Origin of the sequence: Nocardiopsis ganjiahuensis DSM 45031 (assembly GCF_000341085.1) — a bacterium.
In the GTDB taxonomy this organism is placed as follows: Bacteria; Actinomycetota; Actinomycetes; order Streptosporangiales; family Streptosporangiaceae; genus Nocardiopsis; species Nocardiopsis ganjiahuensis.
Genome location: NZ_ANBA01000001.1, coordinates 17,769 through 31,726, shown reverse-complemented (window position 1 = coordinate 31,726; position 13,958 = coordinate 17,769). Strand labels below are relative to the sequence as shown.

The window sequence follows — 13,958 nt, the reverse complement described above, 5'->3', positions numbered from 1 at the left end:
ACTTTGCCCCGGAGGCACACCGGTGCCGCCGGCGCTGACACAGCGACGACAGCTCTCGTGAGCCGCGCTGCCGACCGAGAGGTCGCGGTGCGCCCGAGTGCTTTGACGGGAGACCGCCCGGATGCTCGACAACGAGCCCAACAACGGTGCCGAAGGCACCGCGGGTACAACTGAAACAACCGAGAACAAAGCGGTGGCGCCCCCTTCGGGGGACGGCGCGGTGCGGGTGACCACGCCCGCTCCGGCCAAGGGCGCTCGCCGCGCGGCAGGACCACCCCCCGAACCCGACGACGTCTTCTCCGCCCCTGCCATGCCGGTCACCAAACTGGCCGGTTCAGGTGAGGGCGGCACCGTCAAGACCTCGGTGACCACCCCGAGCTCGCGCAAGCGCACCGTACGCGCCGCGGGCCGCCCGGACGACGCGCCCGCCGCGTCCTCGCCGCGCAGGACCCGTACGCGGGCCGCGAGCGAGGCCGCTCCCGAGGTCGTCGAGCCGGCCGGGGCCGAGGAGGCCTCCGAGGCCGACGCCGGTTCGAAGGACGGCGGCAGGAGCCGTACCCGCGGCAGGACGCGCGGCCGCTCCGCCAAGACCGTCGAGGCGCCCGCCCCGGAAACCGCGGAGGAGCCCGAGACGGCCCCCGCCGAGCCCGGCGGCACCGTCTTCCAGCCACCCGGCGGCATGCTCTTCCAGCCTCCGGTCGCCAGCGCCCCCGTGCAGACCAGGCCCAAGAAGGACCAGGTCGTCGAGGCCGACCCCGAGCCGGAGGAGACCGACGAGGACGAGGAGTCCGCGGAGGACCCTGCCGAGGAGACGGGTTCGGACGAGCGTCCCAGCCGTCGCCGCCGCCGTCGCGGTGGTCGTGGCCGCGGCCGTTCGCGCGGTGGTGAGGACGGCGAGAACGAGGACGCCCCGAGCGATTCCGCGCCCGCGGAGAGCCCCGCCAAGGACCGGCGGAAGGACGACCGGGCCGTCGCCGAGGAGGACGACTCCGACGACGGGTCCGACGACGACTCCGACGACGGAGAGCGCGGCAGCAGCCGTCGCCGCCGCCGCAGGCGCCGGCGTTCGAGCTCGGGTGGCGAGACCACCAACGACGACCCGCCGAACACCGTGGTCAAGGTGCGCGAGCCGCGCCAGGAACGGCCCATCGAGAACGAGGTCCAGGCGGTCCGCGGTTCCACCCGCCTGGAGGCCAAGAAGCAGCGCCGCCGCGAGGGGCGCGAGCAGGGCCGCCGCCGCGCGCCCATCGTCACCGAGTCGGAGTTCCTGGCCCGCCGCGAGGCGGTCAAGCGCGACCTGGTCGTGCGCCGGATCGGTGACCGCACCCAGATCGCCGTCCTCGAGGACGACATCCTCGTGGAGCACTACGTCGACCGGGCCACGCACCGCTCCTACGTGGGCAACGTGTACCTGGGCCGGGTGCAGAACGTGCTGCCGTCGATGGAGGCCGCCTTCGTCGACATCGGCAAGGGCCGCAACGCCGTGCTGTACGCGGGCGAGGTCAACTGGGACTCCTTCGGCCTGGACGGCCACCAGCCCAAGCGCATCGAGTCGGTGCTCAAGTCCGGCCAGTCGGTCCTGGTGCAGGTCACCAAGGACCCGGTCGGCCACAAGGGCGCCCGGCTGACCAGCCAGATCAGTCTGCCCGGCCGCTACCTGGTGTACGTGCCCGGCGGGTCGATGACCGGCATCAGCCGCAAGCTCCCGGACAAGGAGCGCGCCCGCCTCAAGACCATCCTCAAGAAGGTGATGCCCTCCGGCGCCGGTGTGATCGTGCGCACGGCCGCCGAGGGCGCCAGCGAGGAGGAGCTCGAGCGCGACATCAACCGGCTCGCCAAGCAGTGGGAGTCGATCAAGCGCAAGTCGAAGTCGGCCAACGCCCCGTCCCTGCTCAACAGCGAGCCGGACCTGACGGTGCGCGTGGTGCGCGACGTGTTCAACGAGGACTTCTCCAGTCTGGTCGTCTCCGGTGACGAGGCCTGGACCACCGTCCACGAGTACGTGGACTACGTGGCGCCCAACCTCGCCGAGCGCCTGTCGCACTGGGACGAGGACGGCGACGTCTTCTCCGCGTACCGGATCGACGAGCAGATCAACAAGGCGCTCGAGCGCAAGGTGTACCTGCCCAGCGGCGGTTCGCTGATCATCGACCGCACCGAGGCCATGACCGTGGTCGACGTCAACACCGGCAAGTTCACCGGTCAGGGCGGCAACCTCGAGGAGACGGTCACCAAGAACAACCTCGAGGCGGCCGAGGAGATCGTCCGCCAGCTCCGCCTGCGCGACATCGGCGGCATCATCGTCATCGACTTCATCGACATGGTGCTGGAGTCCAACCGGGACCTGGTGCTGCGCCGGATGCTGGAGTGCCTCTCCCGGGACCGGACCAAGCACCAGGTGGCTGAGGTCACCTCGCTCGGCCTGGTGCAGATGACCCGCAAGCGGGTCGGCCAGGGGCTGCTCGAGGCCTTCTCGCACACCTGTGACCACTGCAGCGGTCGCGGCCTGCTGATCTCCGCCGAAGCGGTGGAGAACAAGAGCGGCGGCAGCGCCGGCGGTCGCAAGAAGAAGAAGGGCAAGGGCGACTCCGACACCTCGGGCGACCGGTCCTCCGACAAGGCCGAGAAGCAGGACGACGACCGTCCTGTGGAGGCCGAGGAGGCCGCGGACCAGCCCGAGGCGAAGGCGGACAAGGCCGAGAAGGCCGACAAGCCGGAGAAGGCCACCAGGAAGAGCCGCAGCCGCAAGGCCGCGGAGCCGGTGGCCGCCGAGTCCGAGGAGGAGCCGACCGAGGCCGTCCAGGACGAGACCGCCGAGGCCGAGGCCCCCGAGACGGAGCAGGCCGCTCCCGCGAAGAAGACGCGCAAGCGCTCCTCCCGCGCGAAGAAGGCTGTCGAGCCGGCGGAGGCGGCGGAGGAGTCCGCGCCGAAGCAGGACGAGCAGACCCCGGAGCAGCCCGAGGCCCCCGCGGCCGAGGAGGCTCCGGCCAAGAGGACCCGCAGGCGCACCAGCACCCGCAAGGCGGCCAAGGCCGACAGCGGTGAGGGTGAGCAGGCGCAGGCGAGCGGTGCCGAGGAGACCTCGGACACCGACGCCACCGAGACACCCGCATCCACCGAGGGTGACGCCGACGGCGCCGCCGAGCGGCCCAAGCGCCGCCGGACGCGGCGGACCAAGGCGGCGGTGACCTCGCCGACCGGTGGGTCCACCGCGGTCGACGCCGGCTGACCAGCGGTAAGGGCGGGACAGCAGCCTGGTCCGGACCTGGTAACGAACAGGTCCGGGCCAGGGCATGTGTGCGGGCCTGTGTCGGGTCGGTGGTAATCTGATGGACGGTGCGTCGGCGCGCCCCAAATGTTCGCGCGCCCCGAGACCGCAGTGCTCTCCACCAAGGTGGGTTTGTTTCCCTCAGATCCCCGCGCCCCGCTACAGGCGATTCGTGGATCGTGGCATCACGGTCATGAGTGAGCGCATTATTCGTTGAGCGAGCAGGAAGAGAGTTACCCGGTGTACGCGATCGTGCGAGCGGGCGGCCGACAGGAGAAGGTGTCTGTCGATGACGTCCTGAACATCGACAGGGTCTCCGACGAGACCGGCGCCACCCTTACGTGGCAGCCCATCCTTGTCGTCGATGGTGACGACGTCATCAGCGAGGCCGACAAGCTGAGTGGCTACACGGTCACCGCCGAGGTCCTCGGCGAGACCAAGGGCCCCAAGATCAACATCATGAAGTACAAGAACAAGACCGGTTACAAGAAGCGCCAGGGGCACCGCCAGAAGCACACCCAGGTGCGCGTCACCGGCATCGCGGCGAAGTAGGAGGCCTGGAGAAATGGCACATAAGAAGGGCGCTTCTTCCAGCCGTAACGGTCGTGACTCGAACGCTCAGCGCCTCGGCGTGAAGCGCTTCGGCGGTCAGTCCGTTTCGGCCGGCGAGATCCTGATCCGTCAGCGCGGCACCAAGTTCCACCCCGGTGCCAACGTCGGCCGTGGCGGCGACGACACGCTGTTCGCGCTTGTCGACGGCGAGGTCAAGTTCGGCAGCTTCCGCGGCCGCAAGGCCGTCAACATCGTTCCGGCCGCCGCTGAGTAGGGCGCGCCGGTAACAGCGTTTTTTCGGGGGCGGGCCAGGGAACACTGGCCCGCCCTTCGCGTTGTCACTGTTGACACGTGTGCAGTACCCGGTCCCCGCCAGGTGGCGGAGGGCCCCATGAGTAACGGGGAGAGCTATGCCTGACTTCGTCGACGAGGCGGTCTTGCACGTCAAGGCCGGGAACGGCGGGCATGGCTGTGCCTCCGTGCACCGCGAGAAGTTCAAACCGCTGGGCGGTCCCGACGGCGGCAACGGCGGCCAGGGCGGCGACGTCGTCCTGGAGGTCGACAGCCAGACCGCGACCCTGCTCGACTACCAGCGGCGCCCGCACCGCAACGCCCAGAACGGCACCCCCGGTCAGGGCGGGCACCGCGCCGGGGCCAAGGGACAGGACCTGGTCCTGACCGTGCCCGACGGCACCGTGGTCACCAGGGCCGACGGAGAGGTCATCGCCGACCTGGTCGGCCACGGCACCCGCCTGGTGCTGGCCCAGGGCGGCAGCGGCGGCCTGGGCAACGCCGCGCTGGCCTCCAAGAAGCGCAAGGCCCCCGGCTTCGCCCTCAAGGGCGAGGAGGGCGAGGCCTTCGACATCCGCCTCGAGATGAAGACCATCGCCGACGTCGGCCTGGTGGGCTTCCCCAGCGCCGGAAAGTCGTCGCTGATCGCCGCGATGTCCGCGGCCCGGCCCAAGATCGCCGACTACCCGTTCACCACCCTCATCCCGAACCTGGGCGTGGTGGAGGCGGGCACCACCCAGTACGTCATCGCCGACGTGCCCGGCCTGATCCCCGGCGCGAGCGCCGGCAAGGGCCTGGGCCTGGAGTTCCTGCGCCACATCGAGCGCTGCTCCACCCTGCTGCACGTCCTGGACTGCGCCACCTACGAGCCGGGCCGGGACCCGGTCAGCGACCTGGACGCCCTGGAGGCCGAGCTGGCCGCCTACGGCGAGCAGGCCGGGGTGGACCTGTCCGACCGTCCGCGCATCGTCGCCCTGAACAAGGTGGACGTCCCCGAGGCCCGCGACCTCGCCGACATGGTCACCCCCATCCTGGAGGAGCGCGGCTACAAGGTGATGGAGGTCTCCGCGGCCTCCCGTGAGGGCCTGCGCGAGCTCTCCTTCGCCCTGGGCGAGCAGGTCTCCGCGGCCCGCCGGGCCGCCCCGGTCGAGGAGCCCACCCGCATCGTGCTGCGGCCCAAGATGATCGGCGACGTTCCCTTCGAGGTGGTGCCGATCGGCGACAACGCCTTCCAGGTGCGCGGTGACAAGCCCGCCCGCTGGGTGCGCCAGACCGACTTCTCCAACGACGAGGCCGTCGGCTACCTCGCCGAGCGCCTCAACCGTCTCGGTATCGAGGAGGCGCTGGCCAAGGCCGGTGCCTCGCAGGGCGCCGAGGTGCACATCGGTACGGAGGAGGACTCGGTGGTCTTCGACTGGGACAACTCCATGGACGCCGAGGCCGTTCCGTCCGGCCCGCGCGGAACCGACGCCCGGCTGGGCTGACCCGCGCGGGGACCGACCGCTCCACACCAGCCGGACCCACACAGGTACGCACGGCGCCCGGTCAGGGCGCCGTGCCACGGATGGAAAGCCCCCTCGTGGTGCACAGCGCAGACACCGAACAGCAGCCCACCGAGCAGCAGCGCGTCGACGCCCTGGAGTCGGTCGGTCGTACGGCCCTCGCCCGGGCCCGCCGGGTCGTGGTCAAGGTGGGGTCCTCCTCCCTGACCACCCCGGACGGGCTGATCGACTCCGGCCGGATCCGGGACCTGGTCGAGGTCCTGGCGGCCCGCCGCGCCGTCGGCCAGGAGGTGATCCTGGTCTCCTCGGGTGCGGTGGCCGCGGGTATGACCCCGCTGGGCATGACGCGCCGCCCGCACGACCTCGCCTCCCAGCAGGCCGCGGCCAGTGTCGGCCAGGGCCTGCTCCTGGCCTCCTACGCCGCCGAGCTGGCCGGGCACGGGCTGACCGCCGCCCAGGTCCTGCTCACCGTGGAGGACATGATGCGCCGGGTGCAGCACCGCAACGCCCAGCGCACCCTGCGCCGCCTGCTGGACATCGGCGCACTGCCGATCGTCAACGAGAACGACACCGTCGCCACCCACGAGATCCGCTTCGGCGACAACGACCGCCTCGCCGCCCTGGTGGCGCACCTGATGCGCGCCGACGCGCTGGTCCTGCTCTCGGACGTGGACGCCCTCTACGACGGCAACCCCGCCGAGGAGGGCACCTCGGTCGTGCACCTGGTGCGCGGCCGCGCCGACCTGGACGGCATCGACATCGGCAGTGCCGGCAAACGCGGCGTGGGCACCGGCGGCATGGTCACCAAGGTCGACTCGGCGCGCATCGCCACCGAGGCGGGTGTGCCCACCCTGCTGACCTCGGCCGCCAACGCCCGCGCCGCGCTGGCCGGTGAGCGGGTGGGGACGTTCTTCGCCCCCGCGGACGGCCGCCGGCCCTCCGCCCGCCAGCTGTGGCTGGCACACGCCACCGCCGGCCGGGGCAGCCTGGTCCTGGACCCGGGCGCGGTCAGGGCGGTGGTGAGCGAGAAGGCGTCGCTGCTGCCCGCCGGGGTGACCAAGGTCAGCGGTGACTTCAGCGCCGGGGACCCGGTGGACCTGCGCGACGAACAGGGCGCGGTGGTCGCCCGGGGCCTGGTCAACTACGACGCCGCCGAGGTCCCCGACCTGCTCGGCCGCTCCACCCGCTGGCTCGCCCGCGAGATGGGCCCCTCCTACGAGCGGGAGCTGGTCCACCGCGACGACCTCGTCGTGCTGTAGAGCGGCACCGGGCGGAGCGGCGGAGCAGGCGACCGGCGGGGGCTCCGGCCGTTCGGGGACCTCTGCCGGTCAGGCCGTCAGGGGTTCCTCGGAGGAGGAGCTCCGGCACAGCTGCTCCCGCAGCGTGGTGTGGGCCCATTCCTGCCACCGGTCCGGTGACCAGCCCCGGTCCCTGACGAACACCAGGTACAGCTCCGGGCTGAGAACCCCGTACAGCAGGTCCGCCGCGGTGTCCACGGACACGTCCGGCCGGGCCCCGGGCTTGGCCACCAGGGCCTCGGCCGCCGCGCGCTGCACGGTCAGCCGCGGGTCCTCCTCGCCCCCCGGCCACTGTGCGGCGATCTCCGGGTCGGTGGCCGCGGCGGCGGCGATCACCGGCACGATGGGGGCGACCCGCTGCAGCACCTCACCGCTCCCTCGGACATGGGCGCGCAGCTGCTCCTCCGCGGAGGGGGCGGCGCACGCGTCGCGAAACCACTCGCGGTCCATGGTCGCGACGGGTTCGGCGTCGCCCGCGACGGAGGTGTCGACGACCTCCTTGAACAGGGCGCGTTTGTTGCGGAAGACGAAGTAGACCGTCTGCACCGCCACGGACGCCCGTTCGGCGACCTCCTGCAGACTCGTCGCCCCGTACCCCTGTGCGACGAAGAGCTCCCGCGCGGCCCGGGTGATCTTCTCCCGTGTCCGGCGTGAACGCTCCGCCCGCTTGTCCGTCCTCTTGACCGGGTTCATGGTGCGAGCCTATCTTTAGAGTCCAACTCTAGAGTTCAACTCTAGTCACCTGGAGGGGCGATGACCGAGGCGACGGACGGACCGCGATGGCAACCGGTCGGACACGGCACGCCGCGTGAACAGGAGGAGGAGGTCCACCGCGAGATGCGGAAGTTCTACCGCGCGGGCAGCCCTCCGTGGGACACCGGTGTGACCCCGCCCGAACTGGTGGCGCTGGTGGAGGGCGACGACGCGCTGCCGTCCGGCCGCGCGCTCGAACTCGGCTGCGGTACCGGGACCAACGCCCTGTACCTGGCCCGGCACGGGTGGGAGGTCTCCGCTGTCGACATGGTCGACCTCGCCGTCGAACGGGCCCGTGACAGGGCGCGCGAGGCCGGCGTGGACGTGCGGTTCGAGTACGCGGACGCCACCCGGCTCGACGGACTGGACCTGCCCGGCCCCTACGACCTGTACTTCGATCTGGGCTGCTACTGCGGTATCCCCGCGCACCGGCGGGACGCCTACGCGGAGGGGCTCACCCGCAGGGCCGCGCCCGGTGCTCGGTTCCTGATGTTCGGCTACGGGTTCGAGGCCTTCCCCGACCCCGTCTCCGGGGTGGACGCGGACGAGTTGCGCGACCGCTTCGCCGACTGGGAGCTGGTGGACGTCACCCCCGGCACCAACGAGCAGCCCACCGCCTGGTACACCCTGGACTTCGTGCCCCGGACGGGCCGGACCCCCTGAGAACAGCCCCGGCACGCCCTCCCTCCCGGTCCGTTCCGTCGCGGGTTCGTGAAAGGCTCCATGACAGGACGTCCCGAGGAGGGTGGCACCCATGCCCAGTCTGATGACGCGTTTGCTGTCGTTGGCCCTTCGGGTCTTCCGCAAGCCGACCCTGGAGTCGGCGGAGGACACCCGGGAGTGGCTGCGCGAGCCCAAGGACGACCCCGACCCGCCGCTCTGGCTCACCCAGCGGCACTGGATCACCCTCCGGGAGGTCAGCGGCTTCTCCAGCTACACCGTGCTGCCCCGCGAGGTCGAGGAACCGGGCAAGGCCGTGCTGTACCTGCACGGGGGCACCTACGTCACCGAGATCGCCGCGTGGCACTGGGTGCTGATCTCCCGGATGGCCGACGCCGGCTGCCGGGTGGAGGTGCCGATCTACGGTCTGGCCCCCGAGCACACCTACCGGGAGGCCTTCCCGTTCCTGACGGAGGTCTACCGGGGCCTCCTGGAGGACGTGTCCGCCGAGCGCACGCTGATCGCGGGGGACTCCGCGGGCGGCGGGCTCGCCCTGGCCCTGGCCCAGACCCTGACCGGCGCGGGGCTGCCGGAGCCCGCGCGGCTGGTCCTGATCAGCCCGTGGGCGGACATGACCATGTCCAACCCGGACATCGCGGAGGTGGAGGAGCGCGACCCCTGGCTGAGCCCCGTGGGCATGGTGGAAGCGGCGAGGTCCTGGGCGGGCGGGGACGACCTGTCCCTGCCCCGGCTGAGCCCGGTCTACGGGGAACTGGCGACCCTGCCGCCCATGGACCTCTACATCGGTACGCGCGACCTCCTGCTGCCGGACACGCGCCGACTGCACGCGCTGGTGACCGAGGTGGGGGGAGAGTCGCACCTCTACGAGGAGCAGGGGGCCTTCCACATCCACCCGCTGGTCCCGGTCCCCGAGGGAAGCGACGCGCGGGACCGGATCATGCGGACCGTCGAGGAGCTGTGAGCGCTCCCCGGGCGCGGATGCCCGCGCCCGGGGACGGGGATCAGCTCCCGACGCGGCGGATGATCCGCCCGCAGCGCCGCTCCAGCAGCCGGCAGGCCAGCCAGAAGAACCGGAAGGCGCGGTTGGTGGTCTGCCTGTGGTGGTAGCGGAAGTAGATCTGCTGGCAGATGACCGCGAGCCGGAACAGCCCGAAGACCTCGTAGAACGCCCACTCGCGCTCGGTGAGCCGGATCCCGCTCCGTTCCAGGTAGTACTCCCGCGCCTCGGCGCGGGTGAGCATGCCCTCCAGGTGGGTGGGCTGGCGGCGGAACAGCCGGAACAGCGGGTCGTCCCCGGCCTCCACCCAGTACGCCAGCGCTCCGCCCAGATCCATGAGGGGATCGCCCAGGGTGGCCATCTCCCAGTCCAGGAGGCCGACCGGGCGGGTGGGGTCCTCGGCGTCCAGGACGACGTTGTCGAACCGGAAGTCGTTGTGGATGAGGCAGGTGCGGCGGTCCTGCGGCTGGTTGGCCTCCAGCCAGGCCATCACCCCCTCGAACGAACCCGCGTTCCAGGTTCTGGCCCCGCGGTAGCGCTCGGACCACCCGGCCACCTGTCGGGCGACGTAGCCCTCGCCGCGGCCGAACCCGGCCAGACCCGCCGCGTCGGTGTCCACCGAGTGCAGGTCCACGAGCAGGTCCAGGACGTTCACGCACAGCCGTCGGACCTCCTCGGGGGAGAGCGAGACGTCGCGGGGGAGCTCCTTGCGGGGGATCGGCCCGGCCAGGCGCTCCATGACGTAGAACTCCGAGCCGATCACCGAGGCGTCCTCGCAGAACGCCACCATCGCGGGCACGTACGGGAAGACCGGGGCCAGCCGGGACTGGATCCGGTACTCCCGGCCCATGTCGTGCGCCCCCTTGGCCTTTCGGCCCGCCGGGGGACGGCGCAGGATCAGGTCCCGCTCGGGGTAGCGCAGCAGGTAGGTGAGGTTGGAGGCGCCTCCGGAGAACTGGCGGACCTCGGGGAGGCCCTCCATCCCGGCGCGGTCCCCGGCGTGCTCACCCAGCCAGTCGGCCACCGCGGCCGCGTCGAAGGCGTCCTCGGCGCGGACCTCGCGCGCCCCCGGAACGCGTTCGGCGGCGGAGCGGGGCGTGGACGGCTCGCTCATGCCAGCTTCCTCACCACGGACAGGGGCAGGCGCTTCATCAGGAAGCCGATCGGCACCCACGGCCAGGCCGGGACGTACGCCTTCACCTTGCGCTTCTCGATGGCGGCGACCATGGAGCGCACGCCGGTCTCGGTGTCGACCATGAACCGGGTCTTCTGGGTGACGTGCTCGTTCATCTCCGAGCGGATGTAGCCCGGGTAGACCACCGACACGTCCAGCCCCGGGACGCGCTCGGAGCGCAGTCCCTCGGCGAGGGCCGCCACCCCGGCCTTGGTCGCGGCGTAGACGGTCATGGCCTTGCGCATGCCGCGCAGGGCCGACATCGAGGAGATCATCACGAGGTGGCCGCGGCCCTGCTCGCGGAAGATCCCCATGGCCGCCTCGGACTGGGCCAGTGCCCCCAGGAAGTTGGTCATGGCGGTCTGCCGGTTGGCGTCGTGGCGGCCCTTGCCGAGCGCCGCGCCCTTGCCCAGTCCGGCGTTGACGATGACCCGGTCCACGCCGCCGAACTCGGCGGCGAACTCCTCGAAGACCCGGAAGACGGCCTCGTCGTCGGTGACGTCGAGGGCCTTGAGCGACACCCGGCGGTCGGGGTGGGCCGCCGTGATCTCGTCCCTCAGGGCGGTCATCTTGTCGGTACGCCGGGCGCACAGGCCCAGGTCGTAGCCGAGTGCGGCGAACTGGCGCGCCATCTCGGCGCCGAGGCCGGCCGAGGCCCCGGTGATGATGATCGTTCCCTTGCTCATGCGTGGTTCTCCGTGGGGTTCTTCGTCGCGGGGCCGTTCCGCTCGACGCGGCGGCGGACGCCCTCGGCCGCCCGGCGCATCGTGCGGTCGTACAGGGGGCGCAGCAGGCGCTTGGTGCGCAGGGCGAGCCGTCCGGTCCGGTCGGTGAGGATGACCGGTTTCCGTCGGTCCATGCCCTTGAGCACCTGGCCGGCGATGTCGTCCGCGGTCAGCTTCGAGCCGTTGATCAGCTTGATCGCGGAGGCCTCCACCACGGGGTCGCTGCCGCTCAGGGAGGAGGCGAGGTTGGTGCGGAAGAAGGACGGGCACACCACCGAGGTGGTGACGCCGTAGGGCGCGAGCTCGTGCTGGAGGGTCTCGCTGAGGGCCACTACCGCGGCCTTGACCGCGTTGTAGGAGCTCATCGACGGCGGGTGGATCAGGCCGGCGACCGACGCGGTGTTGACGATGTACCCCGAGCCCTGCCGCTTGAACAGCGGGGTGAAGGTGCGACAGCCCCGGACCACGCCGAACAGGTTGATCTCGGTGATCCCGCGCCAGTCGTCCATGGTCAGGAACTCGATCCGACCGCCCGCGGCGACCCCGGCGTTGTTGACCAGCACGTCCAGCCCGCCCCAGGTGTCCTCCACGTGGGTGAGGGCGGCCGCCCAGTCGTCGTCGGAGGTCACGTCCAGGCGCAGGTAGTCCGTCCTCTCGGGGAGGTTCCCCGGTGCGTGTTCGGCGAGGTCGGTGGCGATCACCCGGTCGCCGCGCGCGGCGAAGGCGGCGACCAGGGCGGCGCCCAGGCCGGAGGCGCCGCCGGTGACCAGGACACGGCGCCCTGATCTGTTCTCCGGGCTCATCGGCGGGCTCCGTGCTTCATCAGTTCGAGGCGGGCGACGACTCCGCGGTGGACCTCGTCGGGGCCGTCGGCCAGGCGCAGGGCCCGCGCGCTGGTCCAGGCGCCGGCCAGCGGGAAGTCGTTGGACATGCCTCCGCCGCCGTGCAGTTGGATGGCGAAGTCGATGACCTGCTGGGCCATGTTCGGTGCGGCCACCTTGATCTGGCTGACCTCGCTGAGGGCGTTCAGCGGGCCGCCCTGGTCGAGCTTCCAGGCGGCGTTGAGCACGAGCAGGCGGGTCGAGTCGATGGCGATGCGGGCGTCGGCGATCCGCTCGCGGTTGCCGCCCAGGTTGACGAGCGGCTTGCCGAAGGCGGTGCGGGACAGGCCGCGCCGGCAGGCGAGTTCGAGGGCCTTCTCGGCCAGGCCGATCAGGCGCATGCAGTGGTGGACGCGGCCCGGGCCCAGGCGGCCCTGGGCGATCTCGAAGGCGCGGCCCGGACCGGCGATCACGTTGGACAGGGGTACCCGCACGTCGGTGAAGGTGACCTCGCCGTGGCCGCCCGGCTCGTCCTTGAACCCCATGGTGTCCAGGAGGCGCTCGACCCTCACGCCGGGGGCGCTGCGGGGGACGATGACCATGGTGTGCCGGTGGTGGCGGTCGGCCTCGGGGTCGGTGAGGCCCATGACGACGAGGAGTTCGCAGTCGGGGTGGCCGATGCCGGTGGACCACCACTTGCGGCCGTTGACCACGACCTCGTCGCCCCGGACCTCGGCACGCAGCTCCATGTTGGTGGCGTCGGAGGAGGCGACCCCGGGCTCGGTCATGCAGAACGCGCTGCGGATGCGCGCGTCCAGCAGCGGTTCCAGCCACTGCTCCTTCTGCTCCTCGGAGCCGTACTTGAGGAGCACCTCCATGTTGCCGGTGTCCGGGGCGTCGCAGTTGAACACCGCCGGGGCGAGGTGCGAGCGGCCGGTGAGCTCGGCGACGGGGGCGTAGTCGGTGTTGCTGAGCCCGGCGCCGCCGATGGTGCCGAAGCGCTCGGCATAGGGGCCCTCGTGTCCGGCGGGCAGGAAGAGGTTCCACAGTCCCTGCGCGCGGGCCTTGGCGCGCAGCTCCTCGATCACGGGGAGGGGCTGCCAGGGGTCTCCGTCGACCCGGAGGGCGGCCAGGTCCCGGTGGTAGGCCTCCTCGACGGGGTCGATCTCGGTCTCGATGAAGGCGCGGACCCGCTCGATCAGGTCGGCGGCGCGCGGGGAGGGTGCGAAGTCCATGCCGTTGACACTACGTCCTTATTGAGCAATGCTCAATAGCGTGAGTGGAACAGCGCCGCGGCGCACGCGGATGACCCAGGACGAACGCAGGCGCCAACTGGTCGGGATCGGCCTGAGAATGCTGGTGGAACGCCCCATCCAGGAACTGGCGGTCGACGAGGTCGCCAAGGAGGCCGGGATCTCCCGGGGGCTGCTCTTCCACTACTTCCCGAACAAGACCGCCTTCCACGACGCCGTGGTGGCCGCCGCCGGGCGGCGGGTGGTGCGCAACACCGCACCGGACGAGGGCCTGACCGGCTGGGACGCCGTGGCCCAGTTCGTCGAGCGCTACCACGAACAGGTGGACCGCCGCCGGGGGTCGTACCTGGCGCTGGTGTTCGGCGGGGGTTCGGTGACGTTGGACGGCGAACGCGTGGAGGACCTGCGCGAGACCATGGGCGCACGCGTGCGCGCCCTGCTGGGGCTGCCCGACTCCGCCGCCCCGGTCACCGACTCGTGGACCGCCTACGTGGAGGCGCGTGCCCTGCGCTGGAGCGCCGTCCCCGCCGCGGAGCGCGCCGCGGGCCTGGCCACCGAGACCGACCACTGCGTCCGCGCCCTCAGGGCCCTGCTGGACCTGGACCGACCCGGCCGCCGTGCGCACGGGCGGGCCGGGGCCTAG

General features: G+C 71.7%; 13 protein-coding genes. 8 read left to right on the top strand and 5 right to left on the bottom strand.

The window, feature by feature from the left end; genetic code table 11:
- Window positions 1–121: 121 nt before the first annotated feature.
- The 5 genes from D458_RS0100145 to proB all read left to right on the top strand — a co-directional run bounded on the left by D458_RS0100145 (window position 122) and on the right by proB (window position 6,872).
- Window positions 122–3,229, top strand: a complete 3,108-nt coding sequence (locus D458_RS0100145) for an Rne/Rng family ribonuclease (RefSeq protein WP_026118847.1) — start codon at window positions 122–124, stop codon at window positions 3,227–3,229.
- A 279-nt stretch (window positions 3,230–3,508) separates the two neighbouring features.
- Complete coding sequence (gene rplU / locus D458_RS0100140) at window positions 3,509–3,820, top strand: 50S ribosomal protein L21 (protein WP_017584698.1); 312 nt, start codon at window positions 3,509–3,511, stop codon at window positions 3,818–3,820.
- Window positions 3,821–3,833: 13 nt separating this feature from the next.
- Complete coding sequence (gene rpmA / locus D458_RS0100135) at window positions 3,834–4,094, top strand: 50S ribosomal protein L27 (protein WP_026118846.1); 261 nt, start codon at window positions 3,834–3,836, stop codon at window positions 4,092–4,094.
- 136 nt (window positions 4,095–4,230) lie between these two features.
- Entirely contained in the window at window positions 4,231–5,595 is a 1,365-nt protein-coding gene (gene obgE / locus D458_RS0100130; RefSeq protein WP_017584696.1) for a GTPase ObgE, read from the top strand.
- A 98-nt stretch (window positions 5,596–5,693) separates the two neighbouring features.
- A complete protein-coding gene (gene proB, locus D458_RS0100125; protein WP_026118845.1) occupies window positions 5,694–6,872 on the top strand; it encodes a glutamate 5-kinase in 1,179 nt (392 codons plus the stop codon).
- A gap of 69 nt (window positions 6,873–6,941) precedes the next feature.
- On the opposite strand, the gene D458_RS32705 is transcribed toward proB, so the two are convergent.
- The gene (locus tag D458_RS32705; protein WP_017584694.1) at window positions 6,942–7,604 is read right to left on the bottom strand and encodes a TetR/AcrR family transcriptional regulator; all 663 of its coding nucleotides are present in this window, start codon (window positions 7,602–7,604) and stop codon (window positions 6,942–6,944) included.
- A gap of 60 nt (window positions 7,605–7,664) precedes the next feature.
- Between D458_RS32705 and D458_RS32700 the strand changes: the two genes are divergently transcribed.
- The gene (locus tag D458_RS32700; protein ID WP_017584693.1) at window positions 7,665–8,327 is read left to right on the top strand and encodes a class I SAM-dependent methyltransferase; all 663 of its coding nucleotides are present in this window, start codon (window positions 7,665–7,667) and stop codon (window positions 8,325–8,327) included.
- Between the two features lie 91 nt (window positions 8,328–8,418).
- Window positions 8,419–9,306 (top strand): alpha/beta hydrolase fold domain-containing protein, encoded by an 888-nt coding sequence (locus D458_RS0100110; RefSeq protein ID WP_017584692.1) that lies wholly within the window; start codon window positions 8,419–8,421, stop codon window positions 9,304–9,306.
- A gap of 40 nt (window positions 9,307–9,346) precedes the next feature.
- Here D458_RS0100110 and D458_RS0100105 read toward each other — a convergent pair whose 3' ends face one another.
- From D458_RS0100105 to D458_RS0100090, 4 genes are read right to left on the bottom strand one after another with little or no spacing between them, the layout of a single operon-like run.
- The gene (locus tag D458_RS0100105) at window positions 9,347–10,456 is read right to left on the bottom strand and encodes a phosphotransferase family protein (protein WP_017584691.1); all 1,110 of its coding nucleotides are present in this window, start codon (window positions 10,454–10,456) and stop codon (window positions 9,347–9,349) included.
- Window positions 10,453–11,202 carry an SDR family oxidoreductase gene (locus D458_RS0100100; protein WP_017584690.1) on the bottom strand — a complete coding sequence of 250 codons (750 nt, stop codon included), beginning with the start codon at window positions 11,200–11,202 and terminating at the stop codon, window positions 10,453–10,455. The genes D458_RS0100105 and D458_RS0100100 overlap by 4 nt, the downstream gene beginning before the upstream one ends.
- Complete coding sequence (locus D458_RS0100095; protein WP_017584689.1) at window positions 11,199–12,044, bottom strand: SDR family NAD(P)-dependent oxidoreductase; 846 nt, start codon at window positions 12,042–12,044, stop codon at window positions 11,199–11,201. The genes D458_RS0100100 and D458_RS0100095 overlap by 4 nt, the downstream gene beginning before the upstream one ends.
- Window positions 12,041–13,297 carry an acyl-CoA dehydrogenase family protein gene (locus tag D458_RS0100090; protein WP_017584688.1) on the bottom strand — a complete coding sequence of 419 codons (1,257 nt, stop codon included), beginning with the start codon at window positions 13,295–13,297 and terminating at the stop codon, window positions 12,041–12,043. The genes D458_RS0100095 and D458_RS0100090 overlap by 4 nt, the downstream gene beginning before the upstream one ends.
- Window positions 13,298–13,337: 40 nt before the next feature.
- On the opposite strand from D458_RS0100090, the gene D458_RS32695 reads away from it, so the two are divergent.
- Window positions 13,338–13,958 (top strand): TetR/AcrR family transcriptional regulator, encoded by a 621-nt coding sequence (locus D458_RS32695; protein ID WP_239647854.1) that lies wholly within the window; start codon window positions 13,338–13,340, stop codon window positions 13,956–13,958.

Coding starts and splice junctions, on each gene's coding strand:
- D458_RS0100145 (WP_026118847.1), top strand. CDS start 122: ATGCTCGACAACGAGCCCAACAACGGTGCCGAAGGCACCGCGGGTACA.
- rpmA (WP_026118846.1), top strand. CDS start 3,834: ATGGCACATAAGAAGGGCGCTTCTTCCAGCCGTAACGGTCGTGACTCG.
- obgE (WP_017584696.1), top strand. CDS start 4,231: ATGCCTGACTTCGTCGACGAGGCGGTCTTGCACGTCAAGGCCGGGAAC.
- D458_RS32705 (WP_017584694.1), bottom strand. CDS start 7,604: ATGAACCCGGTCAAGAGGACGGACAAGCGGGCGGAGCGTTCACGCCGG.
- D458_RS32700 (WP_017584693.1), top strand. CDS start 7,665: ATGACCGAGGCGACGGACGGACCGCGATGGCAACCGGTCGGACACGGC.
- D458_RS0100110 (WP_017584692.1), top strand. CDS start 8,419: ATGCCCAGTCTGATGACGCGTTTGCTGTCGTTGGCCCTTCGGGTCTTC.
- D458_RS0100105 (WP_017584691.1), bottom strand. CDS start 10,456: ATGAGCGAGCCGTCCACGCCCCGCTCCGCCGCCGAACGCGTTCCGGGG.
- D458_RS0100100 (WP_017584690.1), bottom strand. CDS start 11,202: ATGAGCAAGGGAACGATCATCATCACCGGGGCCTCGGCCGGCCTCGGC.
- D458_RS0100095 (WP_017584689.1), bottom strand. CDS start 12,044: ATGAGCCCGGAGAACAGATCAGGGCGCCGTGTCCTGGTCACCGGCGGC.
- D458_RS0100090 (WP_017584688.1), bottom strand. CDS start 13,297: ATGGACTTCGCACCCTCCCCGCGCGCCGCCGACCTGATCGAGCGGGTC.